Consider the following 24,301-nt stretch of genomic DNA (forward strand, 5'->3'; position numbering starts at 1 on the left):
GATTTTAAGCGCTGATGCGGGGTTACAATCCTGTTAGAATTAAGGGGAATTCTACTAGAATCGGCAAGGAGATCTACTTTATGAAGAAAATAATCCCCGCCCTGCTCGCGGTATCATTGCTGCTTGCTGCAGCCGTCTCCCGGCTGGAACCGGCCGCCGCCGACAAACTCCCGTATACCGACATCGCGGCCAGCTATGCCCAAGACGCGATGATTCGCTTGCATGCCGATGGCGTTATGAAAGGAACGTCCCCGACGTTGTTTTCACCTAACCGTTCTATTACGAGGGCGGAATTCATGACAACGCTAATCCGGATCTTCCGGGTGGAGCCGGCGGCATCCGCCGTTCCGGCATACCGCGACGTACCGAAAAGCGCTTGGTACTACGGTACGATCCAGGCCGCGACCGAACTGGGCTTAACCGAGGGAATGGGCAACGGCCTTTTCAAGCCCGATCAGCCGTTGACCCGCCAAGAAGCCGCCGCTTGGCTGGTTCGGGCGTTGAAGCAGACCCCTTCGTCGGCCGGCGGCGTACGGACCGGCTACAAAGACGAAGCGGCGATCGCCGTCTGGGCCAAGCCTTACATCGGTTCCGTTTCGCAGCTTGGGCTGATGCAAGGAAGCGGCGGGATGTTCTATCCGGCGCAGGCGATCACCCGTCAGGAGACGGCCGTCATCCTGGATCGCCTGCTACAGGACAACCGCTGGACCGAGGCGATGGCGGCCAGTGCCAATCCGGCTCCGATCCAAATCGGCTGGCAGTACGGTCAATCGACTGAAGCTTACCAGAAGTCGATTTTGCAATCGAGCGTAAACGTGTTGGCGCCGAGGTGGTATTTTCTCGAGAAGACCGGCAAAATCTCCGACTCCAGCGTTCCTTCCCTGGTAACCTGGGCCAAAAATAACGACAAACAGGTATGGGCCATGGTGGGCAACCGATTTGATCAAGAAACGACACACAAGCTGCTTGCTTCCAGTTCCATGTCCTCGAACGCGATTCAAAGCTTGAAATCTTATGTTCAAAAATATGGGCTTGACGGCATCAATGTGGACTTCGAGAACGTCGCGGGTTCCGATCGGGATCTGTTTACCGCCTTTATCGCCAAGCTGGCTAAGGAATTGCATTCTGTCTCGGCCGTGTTGTCCGTCGATCTGCCGCCGGATCTCGGCAGCGATTGGTCGGATGCGTACAATTACGCGGAATTGGCCAAGAGTGCCGATTACCTCGTGCTTATGGCCTACGACGAGCATTGGAGCGGATATACCGCCGGTTCGGTCGCCTCGCTCGGCTGGGTCGGGAAACACCTGGATAAGTTGCTCGCCAAAGTTCCAGCGGACCGGCTTATCCTCGGGATGCCGCTGTATACGCGGGATTGGAGCCTCAGCAGCAGCGGAGCTACGTTGTCGTCGGAGGACCTTTCTCTTCCTGAGCAAAATACACGAGCAACCCAGTACGGCGGCATGCCCAAATGGGACGATGCGGTTGGCCAATACACCTTGGAATACCGAAAGAACAGTACGCGGCACAAGATTTGGCTGGAGGATGCCCGTTCTCTGTCCGAGAAATACCGGTTGGGAGCCAGATACGGCATCGCCGGATATGCCTACTGGCATATCGGCGGAGAGTCGCCGGACGTGTGGACAAGCTTGAAGAATGCCGAGAGGTACGAGGGATATTATTTTAAATGATTCGGCAAGGTACGCCCGGAGCTTCAACCCCAGCATCGATTTTGCAGGGGTTGTTTATTTTTTTTTTGCCGATCGGTCACATTGAGGACCGGGTTAACCGTTGTATAGGGTGGAAAGGATGTGAGAGATGTGGACGACGCCAGGTTGTCGCGGATCATTACCGACATACTGGAAGGAGAGACGGAAAAATTCGCGGAAATCATCCGAGCCTACCAGAAATCGATTTTTCACTATTGCTTCCGTATGCTGGGGGATGCCGGCGATGCCGAGGACAGCGGCCAGGAGATCTTTTTGAAAGCCTATCGTTCCATGGGAAAGTACAGCCGGGAAATCCCGTTTGGGGCGTGGCTGTACAAAATCGCCTACAATCATTGCATCGATGTGCTGCGCAAGCGGAAGCTCGCCAAATATCTTCCCTTTTTTTACCGGGATGAGCGGCAGCACAAACCCGTCGATTGGTGGGTAGAGGAGAACTGCTTCAATGAATTCGTGCAGCGAGCCCTGTTGAAGTTGTCCGCGGAGGAGCGCAACTTGCTCATTCTACGCTGTGTGGAGGAGAAGAGCTATGACGAGATCGGCCTGATCCTGCAGCAAAACAACGCGAGTCTGCGCAAGAAATACGGGCGTACGGCGGCCAAATTCCGCAAGTACTATGCTCAAGCGAAGGGAGTAGAGCCTTATGATATCGGACAAGGATCAGGATCTGAGACGACTGTTTCATGAAGACCGACTGCCCGATGTGGACCTGAGCGGCAAAGTCATGAGCAGGCTGTATACCGAACAAAAACCAAAGGAGAGATTCATCGTGAAACGTAAAGTCAGTGCACTAGTGTTAGCTGGGATGTTGTTGGCGGTATCCACCGCGGTTGCGGCAACGAACCACTATGTACTTAAAAACAAACAGGGTGAAGTTGTAGTGGAGGAAAAGACTTTGGACAAGAGCAGTCCCGATTACCATGCGCCTTCCCTTGACGAACAGATCCGCTCGCTAAAGAGCGCCGGGTTGTCGGACGATTTGCTGAAGGAAGGAACGGCGGCCGTCTTCTACCTGACCTCGAACAATCCGGACCATAAGCTCAACGTCGAGTATCGGCCAGCCAACTTCGACGACCTGACCAAACTGCGCGAACGGATGGCCGATCAGCCGGTCAAGCTGTTCGAGCGAATCGGCGGGAACTATAAGTTCGAGCGCGCCACCGTCTTCTTCTTTCCGACCGTATTCGAGAAGCCGATGACGCCGCAGGAAGAAACGAAGCTCGCCGATACGCTGCGGAAGCAGGCCGAGGAGTCGGGCAAAGACTACGCAATGATGCCGCTGGAGATCGCCCCGGACCACTGGAGAATTAACGGCACCTATAAACAGGGCGAACAGGAAATTCGGGTTTCCATGGCCAGAATCCCCGGGAAGCAAACGATTTTGGTTCCCGAAGATGCCGACGTGAAACGGGAGAACCTCAAGGTAAAAGGCGTGGATATGTTGTATGCGGAATTCAACGGCAAAGACACGGGAATCAGCGGCCGCAATATTCAGTGGGTTGAGGATGTGCCAGGCAGTGAGCAAGCCGTCCATTACCATATCGAAACCGGCCTCCAAATCAGCAAGGAGCAATTGATCAAGCTGGCCAAAGCATATCTGCAATAGCTTTCAAAAGCCAACCTGCCGACCGGGAATCCGTTTCCGGCGGGTTGGTTCGTTTTCCCCTTACTACTCCCTTCGAACGAAAAAAGCAGCCCTATTCGCTAGGATAAGGCTGCTTTTTCGCTAACTGGATAGAAAATTACGCCTTCCCGAACGAAGCCGGATCCTGCCGCCAAGACCGCAGGAGCTCCAGATCTTCCGGCTGGATATCGCCCCGCTTCACGGCAACGTCGACCAGCGCTGTATAGTTGGACAAGGTTTGCAGCGGGAGGCCGGCAGCGGCAAACGCTTGCGCCGCTTTGTCCAACTGATAGCTGAAGATCGCCAGCACGGCCAACGGCTCCGCACCGGCGTCCCGCACGGCTTGCGCCGCCTTGATCGAACTGCCGCCGGTGGAGATCAAATCCTCGATGACGACAACCTTCTGCCCCGGCTTAATCAATCCTTCGATTTGATTCTCTTTGCCGTGCCCTTTCGCCTTGTCGCGAATATAGGCCATCGGCAGGCCCAGCTTCTGCGAAGCGAACGCCGCATGCGGGATGCCGGCCGTCGCCGTTCCGGCGATCACTTCCGCTTCCGGGTACGTGCTGCGGATCAAGGCCGCGAACGATTCGGCGATCAGATCGCGAATTTCCGGGTACGACATCGTGAGCCGGTTGTCGCAATAAATCGGCGATTGGATGCCCGAGGTCCAGGTGAACGGCTGATGCGGCCGGAGCGCCACCGCTCCGATGTCCAGCAGGCTGTCGGCAATTTGCGCTTCTATCGATTGGGGATTTGTCATGACTACATCATCTCCTTTATGATCGTTTCCGCCGCTTCGCGCGGATGGGGCGCGGCGATGATCGGGCGGGCAACGACGATATAATCGGTGCCTTGGGCCACCGCCTCGCCCGGAGTCAGGGTGCGCGACTGATCGCCTTGCGGGCTGTTCGCCGGGCGAATCCCCGGCGTTACCGTCAGGAAGGCTTGTCCGCATTGCGCCTTGATCGCCGTCACCTCGAGCGGCGAAGCAACGACACCATCCAGACCGGCCTGACGAGCCAGCTCCGCGTAATGCACCACCGCTTCTTCCACTTCTCCGGGGATGCCGATTTCCTCGTTCATCACCCGCCGGCTTGTGCTCGTCAGTTGCGTCACGGCGATGATCTTCGGCATCGTCAGCGAAGCATCGCTTTCCAGCGCGGCCAGCGCGCCCTCCCGAGCCGCTATCATCATGTCCTTCCCGCCCGCGGCATGCACGTTAAACAGATCCACGCCCAGCTTCGTGACGCTGTTCGCTCCGCCTTTGACCGTGTTCGGGATGTCGTGCATTTTTACATCGAGAAAAACGGAATAGCCCCGCTGCTTCAATTCGCGGATCAAATCCGGACCGGCCGCATAAAACAGCTGCAGCCCCACCTTCATGTAGCAAGGAATCCCCTCCAGCTCCTTCAGCAGCTTCCGCGCCTGCTGCGCATCGGAGACGTCCAGACCGACGATCAGCTTCCCCGCCGCTTCTTCAAACGTACGCAAATCCGCTCTCCTCCATTCATGCTTGCGGCTCCGAAGCAAGATGCTCCCGAGCCGCTGCTTAAAGTGTATTGATTCGGGTGAACCCTAGCAACGGACCAGAAAGACCTTATTTGCCCATTCCCCGGGTATTTCCCGCTGTAACGGACTCCAAGGGCCTTATTCAGCCCCCACGGCGCCCGAACAGCTGCTATGAAGCGAAATAAGGTCTCCTCGGTCCGTAGCTAGCAACGGAAGCTGCCCAACACCGGGTCAATAACGCTTCTGGTGTCCGTTAGCCAGCCATTAAAGCGCAGGCATGGCCTGGGAGGAGAAATTGATCGTCTCCAGCATCTCCAGCAGCGCGCGGACCGTATCGAGCGAGGTCATGCAGACCACGCCGTTCTCCACCGCTTCCCGGCGGATGCGGAAGCCGTCGCGTTCCGGCGCTTTGCCTTTGGTCAGCGTATTGATGACGAAGTGGGCTTCGCCGTTCCGGATCAGATCCAGGATATTCGGCACTCCTTCGGACAGCTTGTAAACCGTCGTCACGTGGATGCCCGCTTCGATCAGCGCGGAAGCCGTGCCGTCCGTAGCGATGATCTTGTAGCCCAGGCGGTAGAAGCCGCGCAGCAGCTCAACCGCCTCCTGCTTATCCTTGTCGGCCACCGTGGCGATGATCGCGCCGGTCGAAGGGATCTTCATCCCCGCGCCGATCAAGCCTTTATACAGCGCTTTGGCATATTGCGGATCGCGCCCCATGACCTCGCCGGTCGATTTCATTTCCGGACCGAGCGTCGGCTCGACGCGGCGCAGCTTGGCGAAGGAGAACACCGGAACCTTGACGGCAACCTGGGTGCTTTCCGGCCACAGGCCGTTTTGATAGCCAAGATCGCGGAGCTTCGTGCCGAGAATGCACTGGGTCGCCACGTTCGCCATCGGAATGTTCGTCACTTTGCTCAGGAACGGTACCGTTCGGGATGAACGGGGGTTGACCTCGATCACGTACACCTGATCCTTATAGATAACGAATTGGATGTTGACCAAACCGACCGTCTTCAGCTCGCGGGCGATTTTGACCGTGATCTCGACGATCTTCTCTTTCAGTTCCGCGGACAGATGCTGCGGCGGATATACCGCGATCGAATCGCCCGAGTGCACGCCCGCGCGTTCGATATGCTCCATGATGCCCGGGATGAGCACCGTCTCCCCGTCGCTGATGGCGTCGACTTCGACTTCCTTGCCCAGCATGTAGCGATCGATCAGCACCGGATGCTGCGGGTTAATGTTCACCGCTTCTTCCATGTAGCGAAGCAGCTCCTCGTCGGAGTAGACGATTTCCATCGCCCGGCCGCCGAGCACGTACGACGGTCTGACCAGCACCGGGTAGCCGAGGGATTGAGCCGTTCCCACCGCTTCCTCCACCGAAGTTACCGTGCTGCCTTTCGGCTGCGCGATGTCCAGCTTCGACAGCAGCGCTTCGAATTTCTTGCGGTCTTCGGCTTCGTCGATGCTTTCGAGCGAGGTGCCGAGAATGCGCACGCCCGCCGCTTGCAGCGGCGCTGCCAGGTTGATCGCCGTTTGGCCGCCGAACTGGACGATCACGCCGACCGGTTTCTCCTCTTCGATCACGTTCATCACGTCCTCGAAGAACAACGGCTCGAAGTACAGGCGATCCGACGTATTGAAGTCGGTGGATACCGTCTCCGGATTATTATTGATGATGACCGCTTCGTAACCGGCTTTTTGAATCGCCCAGACCGCATGCACCGTCGAGTAGTCGAACTCGATCCCTTGCCCGATGCGGATCGGTCCGGAACCGAGCACGACGATCTTCTCCTTGTCGGTTTGGACGACCTCGTTTTCCGTTTCATAGGTCGAGTAATAGTAAGGCGTGGAAGCCTCGAATTCGGCCGCGCACGTGTCGACCATTTTGTAGACCGGCTTCAGCCCGTGTTCCTTGCGGAAGCTTCTCACTTCGGCTTCAGTCCGGTGCGTGCCGGCCGGCTGTCCGGCGGCGCGCAGCTCGGCGATCGCCCGGTCGGTGAACCCTAAGCGCTTCGCTTCGTACAGCGTTTCGTAGGAAAAGAACTCTTCCCCCGCAATCGTCTTCTCGAATTCCACCAAGCGCTCGATTTTGTCCAGGAACCACCAGTCGATTCCGGTCAGGTCATGGATTTGCTGCAGCTTATAGCCGCGGCGGAACGCTTCGGCGATCAGGAACAGCCGCTCGTCGTCCGCCTTGACCAGGCGGTTGTTCAGCGTTTCTTCGTCGATCTTTTCCGCGCCTTTCAGGTACAAGCGATGGGTGCCGATCTCCAGCGACCGAACCGCCTTGTGAATCGACTCTTCAAACGTCCGGCCGATCGCCATGACCTCGCCGGTCGCCTTCATCTGCGTGCCGAGCTTGCGGTTGGCATGGACGAACTTATCGAACGGCCAGCGCGGGATTTTGCTGACGATGTAGTCAAGCGTCGGCTCGAAGCAGGCGTAAGTCTGCCCCGTCACCGGGTTGACGATTTCATCGAGCGTGTAGCCCAGCGCGATTTTGGCCGCCATCTTCGCGATCGGGTACCCCGTCGCTTTGGAAGCCAGCGCCGAAGAGCGGCTGACCCGCGGATTCACTTCGATGACATAGTACTGGAAGCTTTGCGGATCCAATGCGAACTGCACATTGCAGCCGCCTTCGATATTCAAAGCCCGGATGATTTTGAGCGAGGCCGAACGCAGCATCTGGTATTCGCGGTCGGAGAGCGTCTGGCTTGGCGCAACGACAATGCTGTCCCCGGTATGTACGCCCACCGGGTCGAAGTTCTCCATGTTGCAGACGACGATGCAGTTGTCGTTGGCGTCGCGCATCACTTCGTATTCGACTTCCTTCATGCCGGCGATCGACTTCTCGATCAGACATTGGCCGATCGGGCTGTAGCGAATGCCGGAAGCTACCGTCTCGCGCAGCTCCTCTTCCGTGGCGCAGATGCCGCCGCCGGTACCGCCCAGCGTATACGCCGGACGGACAATCACCGGATAACCGATCTCCCCGGCGAATTGCAGCGCTTCATCGACCGTGGTGATGATGGTGCTTTCCGGTACCGGCTGCTCCAACTCGCGCATCAGCTCGCGGAACAGATCGCGGTCCTCCGCCTTTTCGATCGAAGTCAGCTGCGTGCCGAGCAGCTTCACGTTCTCGCGCTCCAGCACGCCTGCGCGGGCCAGCTCGACCGCCATATTCAGGCCGGTTTGCCCGCCGAGCGTCGGCAGCAAGCCATCCGGCCGCTCTTGACGAATAATCTGCGTCACGAATTCCAGGGTAATCGGTTCGATGTAAACCTTGTCGGCCATATTGGTGTCGGTCATAATCGTCGCCGGGTTGCTGTTGATCAGCACTACCTCGACGCCTTCTTCTTTCAGCGCTTGGCAGGCTTGCGTTCCGGCGTAGTCGAACTCGGCCGCTTGGCCGATGACGATCGGCCCGGAGCCGATGACGAGAATTTTCTTAAGCTCTTTGTTGATCGGCATAGGTTTACAGTTCTCCTTTCGCAGCGGCCATCAGTTCGGCTTGGCGCGGCTTTTGCGGGTTCAGCCGCTTGTTCTCGCGGATCGTCTCGATGAATCGGTCGAACAGGTAGCTGTTGTCGTACGGTCCCGGGGCCGCCTCCGGATGGTATTGTACGGAAAAAGCCGGGTATTTCTTATGTTTCAATCCCTCAATCGTTTTGTCGTTGTTGTTGATATGCGTCACTTCCAGCTCCGTGCCGGCGATGGACGCTTCGTTTACGGTGTAGCCGTGGTTTTGCGAAGTAATGTAGCAGCGGCCGGAAGCCAGATCCTTGACGGGATGGTTGCCGCCGCGATGGCCGAATTTGAGCTTCTCCGTATCGGCGCCGCAGGCCAGGGCAAACAGCTGGTGACCCAAGCAAATTCCGAAAATCGGATACTCGCCGAGCAGCTCCGCAATCATCTCCACCGCGTAAGGCACGTCTTTGGGGTCCCCCGGCCCGTTGGACAGCTGGATGCCGTCCGGATGCAGGCGGCGGATCTCATCCGCGGTCGTGTTATGCGGTACGATCACCACATCGCAATCGCGTTTGTTCAGCTCGCGCAGGATCCCGCTTTTTGCCCCGAAGTCGACCAGCACGATCCGTTCCTTGGACCCTGGACTGCTGTAGACATGATGCGTCGAAGTCTGCGCCACTTGGTTGCGCAGCTCGGCGATGCTGGTGGCCAGCATCATTTCCTTCAGTTCATCAACCGATTTCGACGAGGTGGTCAGAATCCCTCTCATCGTTCCCTGATGGCGGATAAGGCGCGTCAGCATGCGCGTATCGATGTCGGAAATGCCGGGAATGCCGTATTCCTTAAGCAGGTCGCCCAAATTGTATTGAGCCCGCCAGTTGCTCGGGGTCGGTTCATAGCGGCGAACCACAAAGCCGTGGATCGACGGTGCGATGGATTCGAAGTCGTCGCGCGAAATGCCGTAGTTCCCGATCAGCGGATACGTCATCGTGACGATTTGTCCGCAGTACGAAGGGTCGGACAGCACCTCTTGATACCCCGTAATTCCCGTATTAAAAACGACCTCGCCGGTCTTCTCCCCGTCTGCTCCAAATGAGGTTCCGGTAAACAGCGTGCCGTCCTCCAACAATAGTCTTGCCTGCATCCTGCAGCACTCCTTTATCCATAAGCTTAAATACTATATTCACATCCGCCCATTAACGGGCCAGTTCAAGCGCATCGTTCCAAACCAGTTTTCCTTTGACGATTGTCGCGACCGGCCAGCCCCTGAGCTTCCAGCCGGCAAACGGAGTGTTGCGCCCTTTCGAGGCGAAGGCGGTCGGATCGACCGTCCGTTCCATGTTCAGATCGACGATCGTCAGGTCGGCCGGAGACCCCGGAACCAGTCGTCCCGCTTCCAGCCCGAACACGCGGGCCGGATCCGCAGTCATCCGCTGCACCAGCATTTCCAGGCTCCAGCGCCCCGTCTCGACGAACTTCGTGTAGAGCAGCGGGAAGGCTGTCTCGAACCCAACGATGCCAAACGGCGCCTGCTGCATACCCTTCGCTTTCTCCTCTTCGCTATGCGGGGCATGGTCGGTTACGAGAATGTCGATCGTGCCGTCCTCCAACGCGGCGATGCACGCTTCCACGTCCCGGCGGGAGCGCAGCGGCGGGTTCATTTTCCAGTTGGCGTCCAGTCCGGGAATATCCGCTTCCGACAAGACCAGATGATGCGGACATACTTCCGCGGTAACGTGGATGCCGATTTGCTTCGCCTGGCGGATCAGCCGGATCGATTGCTCCGTGCTTACGTGGCACACATGGTAATGAACCCCGGTCGCTTCCGCCAGCAAAATATCCCGCCCGACATGAATCGCCTCCGATTCGTTCGAAATCCCCTTCAGTCCGTGCTTTCGGGCGAATTCTCCTTCGGCCACCGGCGCGCCTTCCACCAGCGAATTGTCTTCGCAGTGGGCGATGACCGGCATTCCCAGCGAGGCGGCCATTCGCATCGCATCCTTCATCATCTGCGCACTTTGCACGCCAACGCCGTCATCGGTGAAGCCGATCGCCCCGGCCTCTTTCAGGGCGGCGAAGTCGGTCAGCTCGCGGCCAAGCTCGCTTTTGGTAATGGCTGCATAAGGCAGCACGTTCACGAGCCCGGCTTCCTCTGCCTTCTGCTTCACATAACGTACCGTTTCCGGGTTATCGGTGACCGGCCGGGTATTCGGCATGCAGGCGATCGTGGTAAATCCCCCTTGGGCTGCCGACCTTGAGCCGGTTTCGATCGTTTCTTTATGTTCGAACCCCGGTTCCCGCAAATGGACGTGCATATCAATGAATCCTGGAGTGAGCAGTCTGCCGCCGGCATCGATGACCTCGGTCCCGTCCTCCGGTCCGGCCTGCTCAAGTTGTGCCGCTTTCTCGATCTTAGCGATGATTCCGTCCTCTATGGTGATTTGAGATAACTCCTGTTTCCCTAGTTCGTTTAAGATATGGGCATTGATGATGACCAGCCGCATGCTTTAATCTCCCCCCGCTGATTGAAGTACTCGTACCGAAACCTCGCATCCGCCGCCTTGCCCGCAGCAATCCTTGACCGGCCACGGCTTACAGCAAAGCGCGTTCCATGACCGCCATGCGGATCGGAACCCCGTTTTGCATCTGTTTGAAAATCCGGGATTGCGGATGCTCCACCACCGCATCGTCGATCTCGACGCCCCGGTTCACCGGAGCCGGATGCATGATCAGCGCGTGCGGCGCCAGCCCCGCGGCTCTCTCTTCCGTCAGGCCGTATTGCAGACGATATTCTTCGGCCGACTTAATCAGCCCGCCGACGTGGCGCTCCAGTTGCACCCGCAGCATCATGACCACATCGGCGCATAGCGCTTCCTCCATCGGAACGTAAGGCGCGTAGGCGTTAAGTTCCGGCGCCTGCATATTCTCCGGGGCGCAGAGCTTGACCTCGGCGCCGAATTTTTGCAGCGCCCACAGATTGGAGCGGGCGACCCGGCTATGCTTGATATCCCCGATGATCGACACCTTCAGCCCGCCGAGTTCCCCGAAATGCTGTTTCATAGTATATAGATCCAGCAGCGCTTGGGTCGGATGCTCGTTATTGCCGTCCCCGGCATTCACGAGCGGCACCGATACCCGCTTGGCCAGCTCCTCCAGCATGCCGATCGGCTTCAACCGGATCACGCCGGCGTCGATGCCCATCGATTCCAACGTGCGGACCGTATCGTAGATCGACTCGCCCTTCTCTACACTGGAGGCGGCTGCCGCGAAGTTCAGCACTTGCGCACCCAGCCTTTTCTCCGCCATTTCGAACGAAAAGCGGGTGCGCGTGCTGTTTTCAAAAAACATATTGGCTATAAATCGATCCTGCAAAACCGGGGTCACTTTCTTCTCTTTGGCGTCCCAATAGGCCGCCCGGTCGAGGATGGAGGAAATCTCCGACGCGCTCAAGTTTTTGAGCCCCAGCAAGCTGCGTTCCTTCACCGTTGCAGTCGTCAGCGCCATGTCAGTTTCCCTCCCGGTCGTGCAGGATGCGGACAAGATCGCTGCCGTCATATTCCCGAAGCAGCACTTCGATTTCTTCCGTACGCGACGTCGGCACGTTTTTGCCTACATAATCGGCCCGAATCGGCAGCTCCCGATGGCCCCGGTCGGCGAGAACCGCCAGTTGGATCGACTCCGGCCGCCCGCAGTCCATGATCGCGTCCATCGCGGCCCGGATCGTGCGTCCCGTATACAGCACATCGTCGAACAAAATGATTTTTTTGTCGTGAATGGTCAGGGACTCCGGCGTCTTCTTGAGCATCTTCTGATCCATTGCTCCCCCCTCGTTCGAGCGGTCATCGCGGTAAGGTGTTACATCCAGCTCTCCCCAGGGTACTTTGGTGCCTTCAATCTCTTCGATCTTGGCGGCAATCCGTTCAGCAAGGTAGACCCCGCGTGTACGAATCCCTACCAGCACACAGCCTTCAATTCCTTTGTTTTTTTCCAAAATCTCATGGGCAATCCGTGTTAACGCGCGGCGAATTGCCGTTTCATCCATAATGACATGGGTCTCTGTGCTCATGCGTCAGCCTCCTCAGGATTTCCCTTCAGATCATGGTCCCGTGACGAGGAGAACAAAAAAGACTCCCTGCCGTGGTTGTTGGCAAGGAGTCTCCAAACTTCAGCGCATGCTGAAGATCGTTTACTCTCGGGATGCATCGTCATGTTTTTTGCCGCAGCAAAAAAACGATGTATCGTTCACGTTACCTTGCCAGTCTCACGGGACTGATTTAAAGGTGCTATTCATGTCGGCCGCATCGCCGTGCCTCACGGGGCACTTCGTCAATACGTCCGTCGATCTTCATGAATTATGACAGAAAGCCCCCCCTCTGTCAACACCCAACTATCGCAGAGAATTGATTCTGCTTCGTTCCTATGAATCAGTGGCCCGGCTGAAAAGCGTCCATGCACAGCAGATTTCATTTGGTATTTATAATTATACAATAAATCTGTATATTTATCCATCGAAATTGTGAGTGGACTTCAGGTAACTTCAGGATGCGGTGGGGACCGGCGTGCCGGTTCATCCCAGCTCCGCATAAGATTGCTTGATCGTCGTCAATGTTTCAACATGACGATAAATATTGTTTCCGGCCATCACAAGCACGCATAAGGCGAGCAGGGCAATCAGCACTTTTTTGCCCAGACCTGCGCGCAGTCTAATCGCGAACCCGCCAGCCAGCAGGAATAGAGCAAACAGATAATGGCCCGCATATAAATACATATCGTACTGGAATACCGCCAGGCCAAAGCCTACGACGATATGCAGCAAAAAGGCAAACAAGAGATATGGAACCAGCGTCCATGTTTCCCGTTCCCGAATACCGGCAATGAAGCCGGCCAGCGCCAGCAGCAAAACAAAAGTCCCCGTCAACTGAGCATAAAGCGGATTGGGAACCGACAAATCGGTTACAATGGCTACCATGCCCGGGTCCAGCATATGCACCTTGGGCGTAAGCATCGGGTTGATGGTCAGTAGCGTTAGAGCCTGCCGATGCGCGGCGAACTGGAATGGCGCGGCATAGCTTATTCCCCCGTTCTGAATGCCTAGAAGCCAATTGCCGACCCAACTGCGCCCAAAGGCTACATACTGGATGGCGGTCAATACGGCGATCAGGACAGCAGCCAGGGCCATGATACCAGAAAATTTTTTCCAGCCGGCTCGGCTGCGCCATGCCCGCATGTTTAAAAACAACCCGGCCGCAAACGGCACGGCATTGGTGGACGTTAAGCCGAAATTAACGGCAGTCAGCAGAGCATTGGACATATAGCGGACATCTTCCCGTTCGCGTGTATATTGCATATAAACAACGGAGAGCAAAATGACCAACTGCACATACGGATAGGAGTCCGGGATCAATGCAGTAAACATCAGGTAGGAGCTCAAACCGAACAGCAGCGCCATCAGAAACGGAACGGTCAGCTCTTTCGCTTTCCGGCCGAGAAACAGAAAAACGAGCACCACCGAGCCCGCATTCACGAGAGACTGCAATACGAGAAAAAACCAGTTCCCCCCCAGCAGCTTCGCTCCCGCCCCCAGGGTTACGGTCAGGAAGGCGATCAACGGGTGAATGACCGAGGAGCTGTTCACGCCATAATACATCGAAGGATCAAAATTGAACAGGTTCAGCGGAAATTCCTGCGTATTAAAGGGACTGTGTTCCCCGACAACTGCTGCGTTCTCGGCAATGTATGTTACATAAGGGGCATTCATCAGGGCATATAAGACGGCGAACCCCGCAAACAAAACGAGCGCAATTCGATTGCGTTTGTAATCGGAAAATAGGTAATCCAGAAAATTCATCGTTTCACATCCTGTTTTTTTTTTCATTGTCTCTAAAAGTGCGTGCTCAAAAGGCCGGCAACAACCCCTAAAACACCAAAAAGAACAGCCCGCCCATAATACAGCCTACCCCAATCCAGCGCAGCGGCCCCACCGTTTCCTTAAACGCCCACTTCGCAATCAGGAGCGTCCACACATAGGTTAAAGCATTAGCAGGAAGAACGACGGTCAGCGGAAGGTATTTCAACAGCACGATATTCAGCAGCGCTCCCATTCCGTAAAAACCGAGTCCAAACAGCACATACCGTAGTTTACGGCTGGAGGCGTACGCTTTCAGCCCCGCTCCGCCTATCGCTCCGCACAAGGTCATCGCAATAAGCAAGGCAATCATCCAGCTATCGATCCGCACTGGTCAACGTCACCCCGATTCCCAGCAGCGCAACGGCGGCCACTTTCTGAAAAGTAATCTCTTCGCCGAGCAAAAAATACCCGTACATTAGCGCAAACACATAGCTTGCGCACATCAACGGATAGGCAACAGACAACTTTTCGTACGTAAAAGCCTTGATCATCAGCAGCGCTCCCAGCCCATAACACAGAAACCCGACGCCCAGATAGATCCACTGATCCAGCCCCCATTTCCAAAACAGCTGTCCTGTGGCGGTCAGAAAGGCGGAGAGCAGCATCAATAATTTGCCTGTATGACGCCCCTTTATTTCCCCCATGACAGTTCCTCCATCTCCGGTACGCGTTTGTTGATAAAGTACCGCCGCGCAACCAGCTTCATAACAGGCAGATCGGAGAGGGAATCCGAATAGGCGCAGGACTGTTCAAAATCAATGGCCATGCTCCGTTCCTTCAAGTAGGCCTGAATACGGCGTACCTTTTCCTCCCCTTTGCAGTTCATGCCGGCAATTTCGCACGTATATCCGTTGGCATGACGGACAAGCTCCGTTCCAATAACATGATCCACACAGGATAGCGTTTGGAAATATTTCATGTACGCATGAGGGGATGCCGTTACCAGCAGCACATGATACCCCTCCCGCTTGCGTTGCTGCATCTCCGCCAGGGCCTCGGCAAATACCGCGGTGCGCAGGCGGCTGGCATAGAAGTGCTCCAGATCTTGCTCCGACATGCGTTCGATGCCTTTGAAATAAGAGCGCTTGACCCGCTCCACGCTCAGGAGCCTTGCTTTGAACAACACCGTATGAACGGCAATCACGGGCAACCGCCACGTTAGCCCGGGATAGCGTTGGAGCGCGTAGCGGACAAACAGAAACATGGAATCGCGGCGTATAATGGTTTTATCAATATCAAAAATGGCTACTTTCGTACTTTTCAATCCGGGTCCTCCCTTGCTCCTGTCAACGGGAAATCATTCAAACACCGACAAAATGAAAATGACGCTAATGACATACAGGATGACGGTAATCAGGATGGGTTTATCCTCCAACAGAACCCGATCCGGCGAGCCGCCCTGGTTTTCCATGTGGATCAAATACAGATAGCGGAACATCCCATAAATGACGAACGGAATGGTCCACATCAAGTGTATGGTCCGACCGGACGTAAAGGTAAACAGCGAATAACTGATAATCGTCGCCGTCGTCACGATCGTGTTGAGTTGATCCAGCAGCGTGATGGAATAATGATCAAGCACTTTACGATGCGATCCGGTATGACCCTCAAGCAAGGTAAGCTCATGGCGGCGTTTGCCGATCGCAAGAAACAAGGACAGCAGCAGGGTGCAAATCAGGAACCACGGCGTGAACGGCACATGAATCAGCAAGCCGCCCGCGATCGCCCGCAGCACAAATCCAGCGGCGATGCTCATGACATCGAGAATGACCACATGCTTGAGCACAAACGAATACGATACGTTCAGTAAAAAATAGACGATGCACAAAACGCCGAATGACGAATTCAGAAAAAAGGCCGTAAGGACGGACAGCAGAAGCAGCCCGATGCCAAACAGCAGCGCATGCTTTGGATTTACCTGTCCCGAAGCGATCGGACGATTTTTTTTCACCGGATGCTGCCGATCTCTCTCCCGGTCGATGTAGTCATTCAGGATATACACGCAGCCTGCAACCAGACTGAACAAAATAAATCCAGCTACGGTCGTTATCATCGTTTCCATCCGAATTTCCTCAAAGGAAAACAGCAGCGCGGCAAACAGCAGCAAATTTTTCGTCCACTGTTTTGGACGCAGCAGCCGCAACAGGCCGGCGATGGGACCGCCCGTTCCCGCAGCCCGCGATAATGAGATGTCGGTATGTGGTGTTAGCAATTCCAATGTACTCCTTTCAAAAAACGTTTCTACTAGCTCTAGCTTCTCTATACAATAACGCAAAAAATTTATCATAGGTTACTTGGTTAATCTTGTAAAGTGAAAATTTTGGAAGAGCGACTTGTCGCATACAAAAAAAGAGACCGTTTCCCGGTCCCTTGCGGAAGCTTACCGCTATTAGCTTAAAATTGAAACTTCAAATCGCCGAGGCGGCGCTTAATTTCCGAAATGACACGGCGCTCCTCGTCCTCGCCGTCGGCTATAAATGTTACGGAGAAGCGGACGTAATGTCCTGCATCGTCCCACGGTACGGTGGAGATCAGCTTCTCCCGGATCAGGAACTGCGAGAAATCCTCGGCTGTGGCAAACGCCGGTCCGCCTTCCACGCCCTTCGGCGCTTCCACATAAAGGAAAAACGATCCCTGCGGCTTCTTCGCCTTGAAGCCCAAGTCGTTCAGCGCATTTACGAGCAGCTCGTGGCGGCGCGAATATTTGGCGGCGATTCTCTCCGTAATTTCCGGATGGGCCAGCCCGTATGCCGCCGCTTTTTGAATCGCGATAAACTGGCCGGAATCGTTGTTGTCCTTCACGTCGCCGAACGCCTTCACGACCAGCGGATTCCCGGCCACAAACCCGATTCTCCATCCCGTCATGTTAAACGACTTGGACAACGAGTGAAGCTCGACGCCCACGTCCTTCGCCCCCGGCACGGACAGGAAGCTCAGCGGCTTCTGGCCGTCATAGGTCAATGCGGCATAAGGAGCATCGTGAACGACGACGACGCGGTATTTTTTCGCCCAGTCCACCACTTTGGCAAAAAACTCCGGCGTCGCGCTTGCCCCGGTCGGATTGTTCGGATAGTTCAAATAAATCAGCTTCGCCCTGCGGGCCACCTCTTCCGGGATTGCGTCCAGATCCGGCAGGAAGTCGTTCTCCTCCGTCAATTGGACCGTATAGACTTCACCGCCCAAATACTTCGTATGCGTTCCGATGATCGGGTAACCCGGCACGGTCATTATCGTGATGTCGCCAGGGTTAATGAAGCAAGAAGGCAGCATGGCGATCGCCGGCTTGGAGCCGATCGAGTGAACGACCTCCGTTACCGGGTCAATGCCTTCGACGCCAAATACGTCATGGAGGTACTTCGCCGCCGCTTCCTTGAACTCGGCGATTCCGTTGTCGGCGTAACCGCGGTTCTCGCGTTTGGCCGCTTCCTCCGCCAGCTTGGCCACAATACCGGCATCGGCCATGTCGTCGGGTTCGCCGACGCCCATGTCGATCAGTTCAAGATCAGGAAACTCCTTCTTCGCCGCCGCTTTGGCGCGTTTGATTTTCTCGAATTTATAAATAGCGGTGTCTTTGCCGTAATTCGCTCCGCCAATGCGCTCCGCAAATTGCTGTTGAATATAAGTTTCTTGTCCGTTCAGCGTACTCATATCAGACGTCCATCTCCTTCGTATCATCAAAAATCCATTCTCGAATGGTTCGAACTCGCACTTTAAATATGCAGGAATTCGGCCTATTTAGAGAATGGATTAATCACCCGATCGTTTGTACTTTTTGATCAAGCTGTCTCCTGGAGGTGAACATTCGAGTCGACGCTCAGCGATTTCGCAGCGATTGCAGGACATCCTCCATATCCGGAGGAATCGGCGCGCTGAAATCCAAATAACGTCCGTCTGCCGGGTGCTCAAACCCCAATACGGCCGCATGGAGCGCTTGTCCGTCCATTTTGATCCCTTTGCTGCGGCCATACAGCGGATCCCCCACCAGCGGATGGCCGATGAACTTCATATGGACGCGGATTTGATGGGTTCGTCCGGTTTCCAGCTTCAGCTCAAGCAGCGTATAGTCGCCGAACCTTTCGACAACTTGAAAATGCGTCACTGCCCGCTTGCTGTTCCGTTCGATCACCGTATACATCTTGCGGTCATGAGGATCGCGGCCAATCGGCGCATCCACCGTGCCTTGATCATGGCTGACGTTGCCGTGTACCAGAGCATAATACTTCCGCGTCACGGAATGCGCCTTGAGCTGCGCCGCCAACGAGGCATGCGCTTTATCGTTCTTGGCCGCCATGATCAGTCCCGACGTGTCCTTGTCGATGCGATGCACGATCCCGGGCCGAAGCTCGCCGTTGATGCCCGACAGATCCTTGCAATGGTGCATCAAGGCGTTGACCAGCGTTCCGGAAGCGTGTCCCGGGGCGGGATGGACGACCATGCCGCGCGCCTTGTTCACGACGATGACATCGCCGTCTTCATAATAAATATCGAGCGGAAGGTCTTCCGGCACGATTTCCGTCGGCTCCGCCTCCGGTATGGTCAAGACGACCCGGTCGCCCTCCCCCAGCTTGTAATTCGCTTTGACCGGCGCGTCATTGACAACCAGGTTCCCCGCTTCAATCCACAGTTGAATCTGGCTGCGGGACACCTCATCCCCCAACTGCGTTTTTGCATATTTATCGATTCGCTCCTTGGCGTCGGCCGGTCCGGCCACCCACTCGAGCTTCTCGTCATCGAAATCTTCTACCGTTCTGTCCGAACTCATACCTTCTCCTCATGCTCCTGTTGGTTTGCGGTCTGCTTCTCGCGGCGAATCTCCAGCAGCGAATCCAAAATGATTAGCGCAACGCCAACGACAATGCAGGAATCCGCTACGTTAAAAATCGGGAACGTGTACGAACCGAAATTGAACATCAGAAAATCCACGACTTCCCCGCTGACGGCACGGTCCAGAAAATTCCCGATCGCTCCGCCTAACACCAGGGACAACGCCACCGGCAGCAGCTTGTTCGGCTGTTTTCTCACTTTCAGCAAATACCAGACGATCCCCACCACCACGACCGTGGTTACCACGATAAAAAACCAGCGTTGATCCTGTAAAATGCCAAACGCTGCGCCGCGGTTCCGATGGGAGGTAATGATGAAAAAGTCGCCGATCACCGGGATCTGTTCCCCGATCGCAAGTCCGGTAGCAATCCAATATTTCGTGCCTTGATCGACCAGAAAAACGATTAATGCAATCAAAAAATATACCACGCGGTCCGTCACCTCGTTTTTCATTTCCCGCCCGCTCCAAAGCGGCAGGATATTCCTCATCTAAGCCTTGTTTATTGTAGCACAGCCGGAAATGACCCGTCCATGCGCGAAAGGATTTTCCTTAGGTATTTCGTCATGGTTCTGCACAAAATACCGCTAGACGAGATGTCACACCCAACCGCTCTAGACACAGAAAGGAAGGAGCAACCTCATGGCGCATTTGATGAAAGAACAGCTTGCGGAGCTTACCGCAAAACTGAAGGAAACCCGGTCCGCTTTAAGCGGTCAATTGTCGGACAATGATCATTATGGAATGAATGAATCGATGCGCGATCAAACCAATGAGCTCAGCCCGATCGATAATCACCCCGGAGACCTCGGAACGGAGGTATATGAACGGGGAAAAGACCTGGCGCTCGCCGAGCATCACGAGCTGCATCTGACCCGGGTCGAAGATGCCCTCGAACGGATCGAGGCCGGCAGCTACGGCTATTGCGCGACCTGCGGCAAGCCGATCAGCTTCGAACGGCTCCGCGCGATCCCGGAAACGGCGTATTGCAAGGAGCACAGCCCGCAAACGTTCGTTTCGGCCAAACGCCCGATCGAGGAAATCTTCCTGTCTCCTCCGTTCGGGCGGACGAGCCTGGATGAACGCGACGACCAAACCGGCTTTGACGGGGAAGACGCCTGGCAGATCGTCGAGAGCTACGGCACCTCGAATTCACCGGCTTTAGCCGAGGATTCGGAAATCGACGATTACAACGATATGGAAATCGAGGCGTCCGAGGAGCTCGACGGATTTGTTGAGCCCTACGAGTCCTTCGTTGCCACCGATATCTATGGCAAAAACGTATGCTTTTACCGCAACGGGGTGTACCGAAAACATATGAGTGCCACCGAGCATTTGGATAGCGAAGATTCGCTGGGAACCGGCTCTAATAAGTATTAAGCTCTAACTGCCTTTGCACGATCCGCACGATGTCCGCGATATAGTCGCCGATGATCGGAAGGTTCAGCGCCCCCAGGACCTGCAGGACGTAGATGATCGTTGCCGCAAAAAAAGTAAAGCCGATCGCTATACCGACTCCCCGGGCCGTGCCGGACAACAGATTCAGCCAGATCAAGCGCCACGGGCGGTTCAGCAATTCGGTGTATTCGGCGATGCGCGATTTTTCCAACTGCCTGGTCCAGTTCAGGGTTAGGCGGTACATGGCGTTCATCTGCTCCTCCGGCGTTTCCGGCAAGGGCTCCGCCGCGGGTTCGGGCGCCGGTTTATGACGAGACATTTACACCCCATCCTTTGCTCCCCAGAGTATCCAAAAACACAAACGAGCCCATTCTCCTTCAAGGGAGACCGCAGGCTCGTTTGCTTCAATTGCTACTATTATAGCCCTTATGGAAAAGCTCCATTCAGGCGAATCCGTCCTCTTCCCGATCGCTGCACTTAAGCGTCAATCGAAATCGCGATCGTCTTGCTGCCGAGATCCACCGTTTCGGCGGCACCTTGCGGCTTGCCGAAGGCGACGTCGGTAATCAATACGTTCTCGCGCAGCACGTGTTCAAACGCGGTAATGGCCGCTTTCAATTCGTCGTCGACGTCGAGGGTGAGGTGCACCCGCTTCTCGATCGGCAGGTCCAGCTTTTTGCGGGTATCCTGCACGGCGCGAACGACTTCGCGGACCCAGCCTTCCTGCTCCAGCTCCGGCGTGATATCCGTATTAAGCGCTACGGTCAAACCGTAACCGGAAGCGGAAGCGTAACCCGGCTTCGCCTGCTTTTCGACGAGCAGTTCGTCCGCCGTAACCGCCAGCTCCTCGCCTTCCGGCGAAGTCACGGTAAATTGACCCTGTTCCACGATCGCGCGGGTTTGCTCCGGCGCAAGACTCTTCAGGTAGCCTTGCAGGAAGCCGACGTTTTTGCCGTATTTCTTGCCGGCCACCTTCAGATTCATTTTCAGCGTGAAATCGACAAAGCCGCTGTCGCTCGTTTCGATGTCGATCGCTTTGACGTTGATCTCTTCCTTGATGATATCTTCATATTCGCTCACCGCGAACTCGCGGTCCATGGAGACGACCAGGCTGGACAGCGGCTGGCGCGTTTTGATCCCGCTCTCGTTGCGGACGTTGCGGGCCAGCTCGACGATCTGCCGCGCGCTCTCCATGTCTTGTTCCAACGCCAGGTCGATCAACGATTCATCCGCTTGAGGATAATCGGCCAGGTGCACGCTCTCTCCGCCGCCCAGGTTGGTGTAAATATCCTCGGCGAGCATCGGCGCGAACGGCGCGATCAGCTTGGATACCGTCTGCAGCACATGAGTCAGCGTCTGGTAGGCGGACAATTTGTCCTCGGTCAGGCCGCTGCCCCAGAAGCGGTCGCGGGAACGACGGATATACCAGTTGCTCAACTCGTCGATGAACCCTTCGATCGCTTGCGAGGAGTTCACGAAGTCGTTAACCGCCAGACCTTTGTCGACAAACGGGATCAAGCTGTTCAGGCGGGACAGAATCCAGCGGTCCAGCTTATTCTTCGAAGGACGGTAAACGTGCTCCTCCGGGTTATAGCCGTCGATGCCGGCGTACAACGTCAGGAACGCATGGGTGTTGACTAACGTATCGACCACTTTGGATTTGGCTTCGGCCACGATCCCCTTGGAGAAGCGCTTGCTGTTCCAAGGCGCGCTGTCGGACAAGAGCGCCCAGCGGAACGCGTCCGTGCCGAACTCGTTGATGATCTCCCAAGGATCGATGACGTTGCCTTTCGATTTGGACATTTTCTGCCCGTTTTCATCCAGCACGTGGCCGGTGGCGATAACGGCTTTGTACGGCGCTTTGCCGGTGAACAGCGTGGATACGGCCAGCAGGCTGTAGAACCAGCCGCGCGTCTGGTCGATCCCTTCGCAGATCATGTCCGCCGGGAACTGCTCCGCGAACTTCTCCTGGTTCTCGAGCGGATAATGATGCTGCGCAAACGGCATCGAACCGCTGTCGAACCAAACGTCGATGACTTCGCTCGTCCGTTCCATCACCCCGCCGTCGCAGTGCGGGCAACGGACCTTCACTTCATCCACGTACGGCTTATGCAGCTCCAAATCCTCGCTGACATGGCCGACCGCATGCTCGCGCAGCTCGGCGATGCTGTGCGGCGCGAACTGCCCGCCGCAATCCGGACAAACCCACACGTTCAGCGGCGTGCCCCAATAGCGGTTCCGGCTGATGTTCCAATCGACCAGCTCTTCCAGGAACTTACCGAACCGCCCTTCGCGGACATGCCCCGGATACCAGTCGACGGAGTTGTTGTTGGCGATCAGTTGATTCTTCACCGCGGTCGTTTCGATGAACCAGCTCTCCATTGCATAATACAGCAGCGGCGATTTGCAGCGCCAGCAGAACGGATAGCTGTGCTCGTATTTCTCTTTGCTGTACAGCGTTCCTTGCTCGGACAACATCTTGATGATGTCGAGGTCGCAGTCCTTTACAAAACGGCCGGCAAAATCGGTTACCACATCGGTATAACGCCCTTGGCCATTGACGACGCTGACGAAGCTGACGCCGTTCTCGCGGCAGACGCGGTAGTCGTCTTCGCCGTGCGCCGGCGCCATGTGGACGATCCCCGTACCGCTGGCGTCGGTGACGAACGAAGCCCCTACGATGACGTTGATGTTCTCGGCTTGAATGTAAGTGAACGGCGGCGTATAGGTTTTGCCCACGAATTCCGATCCTTTATGCGTCGACAATACCGTGTGATCGCCTTTCATCACTTTCTCGACCAGGTTCTTGGCGACGATGTATACGCCGTCTTCCTGCTTCACCCGGGCGTATTCCATGTCCGGATTTACGGCCAGGGCCACGTGGGACGGCAGCGTCCACGGCGTGGTCGTCCAGGCCAGCACATACTCGCCGGTATCGTTCAGCTTGAATTTGGCCGTGGCGCTGAGGTCCTTAACGTCCTCATAGCCCTGTGCCACTTCGTGGGAGCTCAGCGACGTTTGGCAGCACGGGCAATACGGGCTGACGCGGTGTCCGCGATACAGCAGGCCCTTATCGTGAATCGTCGCCAGGATGTTCCACACGCTTTCGATGTAGCTGTTGTTCAGCGTGATGTACGGATCATCGAGATCCACCCAATACGCGATGGCCTCGGTAAACTCGCGCCACTGTTTTTCGTAGCCGAACACGCTGTCTTTACATTTTTTCACGAAGGCTTCGATTCCGTACTTCTCGATCTCCTGCTTGCCGGAGATGCCCAGCTCCTTCTCCACGCCCAGTTCGACCGGCAACCCGTGCGTATCCCAGCCCGCTTTGCGGACGACGCGGTAGCCTTTCATCGTTTGGTAGCGGCCGACAAAATCCTTGATCACGCGCCCCAGCACATGCCCGATATGCGGCAAGCCGTTGGCGGTCGGCGGTCCTTCGAAAAAGACGTAGTTTGGCCGACCCGCCCGGTTTTCGATACTCCGCTTAAACGTATTTTCGCGGCTCCATTTGTCGAGAATCCGCAAGTCGCGCGTACGCGCATTTTCTTTGACATCGACTTTCTTCATTTTTCTCTTCCTTTCTTGAATTAAGCCTGGAAAATAAAAAAAGCCCCGCCCCCGGAAGGGACGAGACTTGTGCTCGCGTTACCACCCTTGTTTCATGCGCTTCGAACGCAGCCGCCGTCTGGACGGGGCCGCAACCTAGCATGACACCTTGATCCCATACGCTTCATATGGGGGCGGTATAACGGCCGACAACCGGCAAAGCTTACTGGATCGGATTTTGATCACGAAGCAGATCAGGTAGATAATTCGACGTCGAATCTTGGATT

21 protein-coding genes are annotated in these 24,301 nt (G+C 55.9%); 4 read left to right on the plus strand and 17 right to left on the minus strand.

Features of this window, described 5'->3' with window-relative positions:
• Positions 1-80 precede the first annotated feature (80 nt).
• The 3 genes from ACZF99_RS16375 to ACZF99_RS16385 all read left to right on the plus strand — a co-directional run bounded on the left by ACZF99_RS16375 (position 81) and on the right by ACZF99_RS16385 (position 3,330).
• Entirely contained in the window at positions 81-1,688 is a 1,608-nt protein-coding gene (locus ACZF99_RS16375; RefSeq protein ID WP_483606139.1) for an S-layer homology domain-containing protein, read from the plus strand.
• Between the two features lie 120 nt (positions 1,689-1,808).
• Positions 1,809-2,411 carry an RNA polymerase sigma factor gene (locus ACZF99_RS16380; RefSeq protein WP_483606140.1) on the plus strand — a complete coding sequence of 201 codons (603 nt, stop codon included), beginning with the start codon at positions 1,809-1,811 and terminating at the stop codon, positions 2,409-2,411.
• Positions 2,368-3,330: a hypothetical protein gene (locus tag ACZF99_RS16385; protein WP_483606141.1), complete on the plus strand. Its 963-nt coding sequence runs from the start codon at positions 2,368-2,370 to the stop codon at positions 3,328-3,330. The genes ACZF99_RS16380 and ACZF99_RS16385 overlap by 44 nt, the downstream gene beginning before the upstream one ends.
• Positions 3,331-3,466: 136 nt before the next feature.
• On the opposite strand, the gene pyrE is transcribed toward ACZF99_RS16385, so the two are convergent.
• The 15 genes from pyrE to lspA all read right to left on the minus strand — a co-directional run bounded on the left by pyrE (position 3,467) and on the right by lspA (position 19,495).
• Positions 3,467-4,111 carry an orotate phosphoribosyltransferase gene (pyrE, locus tag ACZF99_RS16390; protein ID WP_483606142.1) on the minus strand — a complete coding sequence of 215 codons (645 nt, stop codon included), beginning with the start codon at positions 4,109-4,111 and terminating at the stop codon, positions 3,467-3,469.
• Between the two features lie 2 nt (positions 4,112-4,113).
• The gene (gene pyrF / locus ACZF99_RS16395; RefSeq protein ID WP_483606143.1) at positions 4,114-4,842 is read right to left on the minus strand and encodes an orotidine-5'-phosphate decarboxylase; all 729 of its coding nucleotides are present in this window, start codon (positions 4,840-4,842) and stop codon (positions 4,114-4,116) included.
• Positions 4,843-5,124: 282 nt separating this feature from the next.
• Positions 5,125-8,337: a carbamoyl-phosphate synthase large subunit gene (gene carB, locus ACZF99_RS16400; protein WP_483606144.1), complete on the minus strand. Its 3,213-nt coding sequence runs from the start codon at positions 8,335-8,337 to the stop codon at positions 5,125-5,127.
• Between the two features lie 4 nt (positions 8,338-8,341).
• Complete coding sequence (carA, locus tag ACZF99_RS16405; RefSeq protein WP_483606145.1) at positions 8,342-9,478, minus strand: glutamine-hydrolyzing carbamoyl-phosphate synthase small subunit; 1,137 nt, start codon at positions 9,476-9,478, stop codon at positions 8,342-8,344.
• Positions 9,479-9,530: 52 nt separating this feature from the next.
• Complete coding sequence (locus ACZF99_RS16410) at positions 9,531-10,838, minus strand: dihydroorotase (RefSeq protein ID WP_483606146.1); 1,308 nt, start codon at positions 10,836-10,838, stop codon at positions 9,531-9,533.
• Between the two features lie 88 nt (positions 10,839-10,926).
• The gene (locus ACZF99_RS16415; protein ID WP_483606147.1) at positions 10,927-11,838 is read right to left on the minus strand and encodes an aspartate carbamoyltransferase catalytic subunit; all 912 of its coding nucleotides are present in this window, start codon (positions 11,836-11,838) and stop codon (positions 10,927-10,929) included.
• 1 nt (position 11,839) lies between these two features.
• On the minus strand, positions 11,840-12,400 hold the full coding sequence (gene pyrR, locus ACZF99_RS16420) for a bifunctional pyr operon transcriptional regulator/uracil phosphoribosyltransferase PyrR (protein WP_483606148.1): 561 nt from the start codon (positions 12,398-12,400) through the stop codon (positions 11,840-11,842).
• Positions 12,401-12,901: 501 nt separating this feature from the next.
• A complete protein-coding gene (locus ACZF99_RS16425; RefSeq protein WP_483606149.1) occupies positions 12,902-14,182 on the minus strand; it encodes a DUF6080 domain-containing protein in 1,281 nt (426 codons plus the stop codon).
• Positions 14,183-14,249: 67 nt separating this feature from the next.
• The gene (locus tag ACZF99_RS16430; RefSeq protein ID WP_483606150.1) at positions 14,250-14,570 is read right to left on the minus strand and encodes an EamA family transporter; all 321 of its coding nucleotides are present in this window, start codon (positions 14,568-14,570) and stop codon (positions 14,250-14,252) included.
• Positions 14,557-14,886 (minus strand): EamA family transporter, encoded by a 330-nt coding sequence (locus ACZF99_RS16435; RefSeq protein ID WP_483606151.1) that lies wholly within the window; start codon positions 14,884-14,886, stop codon positions 14,557-14,559. Before ACZF99_RS16435 ends, ACZF99_RS16430 begins: the two co-directional genes overlap by 14 nt.
• On the minus strand, positions 14,874-15,506 hold the full coding sequence (locus ACZF99_RS16440) for an HAD family hydrolase (protein WP_483606152.1): 633 nt from the start codon (positions 15,504-15,506) through the stop codon (positions 14,874-14,876). The genes ACZF99_RS16435 and ACZF99_RS16440 overlap by 13 nt, the downstream gene beginning before the upstream one ends.
• 33 nt (positions 15,507-15,539) lie before the next feature.
• The gene (locus tag ACZF99_RS16445) at positions 15,540-16,433 is read right to left on the minus strand and encodes a decaprenyl-phosphate phosphoribosyltransferase (protein ID WP_483612787.1); all 894 of its coding nucleotides are present in this window, start codon (positions 16,431-16,433) and stop codon (positions 15,540-15,542) included.
• A gap of 203 nt (positions 16,434-16,636) precedes the next feature.
• Positions 16,637-17,890, minus strand: coding sequence for an LL-diaminopimelate aminotransferase (locus ACZF99_RS16450; RefSeq protein WP_483606153.1), 1,254 nt, complete (start codon positions 17,888-17,890; stop codon positions 16,637-16,639).
• Between the two features lie 166 nt (positions 17,891-18,056).
• On the minus strand, positions 18,057-19,004 hold the full coding sequence (locus ACZF99_RS16455; protein WP_483606154.1) for an RluA family pseudouridine synthase: 948 nt from the start codon (positions 19,002-19,004) through the stop codon (positions 18,057-18,059).
• On the minus strand, positions 19,001-19,495 hold the full coding sequence (gene lspA, locus ACZF99_RS16460; RefSeq protein ID WP_483612789.1) for a signal peptidase II: 495 nt from the start codon (positions 19,493-19,495) through the stop codon (positions 19,001-19,003). The genes ACZF99_RS16455 and lspA overlap by 4 nt, the downstream gene beginning before the upstream one ends.
• Positions 19,496-19,706: 211 nt before the next feature.
• On the opposite strand from lspA, the gene ACZF99_RS16465 reads away from it, so the two are divergent.
• Complete coding sequence (locus ACZF99_RS16465) at positions 19,707-20,444, plus strand: TraR/DksA C4-type zinc finger protein (RefSeq protein ID WP_483606155.1); 738 nt, start codon at positions 19,707-19,709, stop codon at positions 20,442-20,444.
• On the opposite strand, the gene ACZF99_RS16470 is transcribed toward ACZF99_RS16465, so the two are convergent.
• Together ACZF99_RS16470 and ileS are read right to left on the minus strand one after the other, a co-directional pair.
• A complete protein-coding gene (locus ACZF99_RS16470; protein ID WP_483606156.1) occupies positions 20,431-20,781 on the minus strand; it encodes a DUF5665 domain-containing protein in 351 nt (116 codons plus the stop codon). The genes ACZF99_RS16465 and ACZF99_RS16470 overlap by 14 nt on opposite strands.
• A 158-nt stretch (positions 20,782-20,939) precedes the next feature.
• The gene (ileS, locus tag ACZF99_RS16475) at positions 20,940-24,035 is read right to left on the minus strand and encodes an isoleucine--tRNA ligase (protein ID WP_483606157.1); all 3,096 of its coding nucleotides are present in this window, start codon (positions 24,033-24,035) and stop codon (positions 20,940-20,942) included.
• Positions 24,036-24,301 lie beyond the last annotated feature (266 nt).

The sequence above is a fragment of the Paenibacillus sp. JL3B1040 genome (genome assembly GCF_057063165.1).

Coding starts and splice junctions, on each gene's coding strand:
- carB (WP_483606144.1), bottom strand. CDS start 8,337: ATGCCGATCAACAAAGAGCTTAAGAAAATTCTCGTCATCGGCTCCGGG.
- ACZF99_RS16470 (WP_483606156.1), bottom strand. CDS start 20,781: ATGTCTCGTCATAAACCGGCGCCCGAACCCGCGGCGGAGCCCTTGCCG.
- ACZF99_RS16425 (WP_483606149.1), bottom strand. CDS start 14,182: ATGAATTTTCTGGATTACCTATTTTCCGATTACAAACGCAATCGAATT.
- ACZF99_RS16415 (WP_483606147.1), bottom strand. CDS start 11,838: ATGGCGCTGACGACTGCAACGGTGAAGGAACGCAGCTTGCTGGGGCTC.
- pyrR (WP_483606148.1), bottom strand. CDS start 12,400: ATGAGCACAGAGACCCATGTCATTATGGATGAAACGGCAATTCGCCGC.
- ACZF99_RS16375 (WP_483606139.1), top strand. CDS start 81: ATGAAGAAAATAATCCCCGCCCTGCTCGCGGTATCATTGCTGCTTGCT.
- ileS (WP_483606157.1), bottom strand. CDS start 24,035: ATGAAGAAAGTCGATGTCAAAGAAAATGCGCGTACGCGCGACTTGCGG.
- ACZF99_RS16465 (WP_483606155.1), top strand. CDS start 19,707: ATGGCGCATTTGATGAAAGAACAGCTTGCGGAGCTTACCGCAAAACTG.
- carA (WP_483606145.1), bottom strand. CDS start 9,478: ATGCAGGCAAGACTATTGTTGGAGGACGGCACGCTGTTTACCGGAACC.
- ACZF99_RS16450 (WP_483606153.1), bottom strand. CDS start 17,890: ATGAGTACGCTGAACGGACAAGAAACTTATATTCAACAGCAATTTGCG.
- ACZF99_RS16385 (WP_483606141.1), top strand. CDS start 2,368: ATGATATCGGACAAGGATCAGGATCTGAGACGACTGTTTCATGAAGAC.
- ACZF99_RS16455 (WP_483606154.1), bottom strand. CDS start 19,004: ATGAGTTCGGACAGAACGGTAGAAGATTTCGATGACGAGAAGCTCGAG.
- ACZF99_RS16410 (WP_483606146.1), bottom strand. CDS start 10,838: ATGCGGCTGGTCATCATCAATGCCCATATCTTAAACGAACTAGGGAAA.
- pyrE (WP_483606142.1), bottom strand. CDS start 4,111: ATGACAAATCCCCAATCGATAGAAGCGCAAATTGCCGACAGCCTGCTG.
- ACZF99_RS16435 (WP_483606151.1), bottom strand. CDS start 14,886: ATGGGGGAAATAAAGGGGCGTCATACAGGCAAATTATTGATGCTGCTC.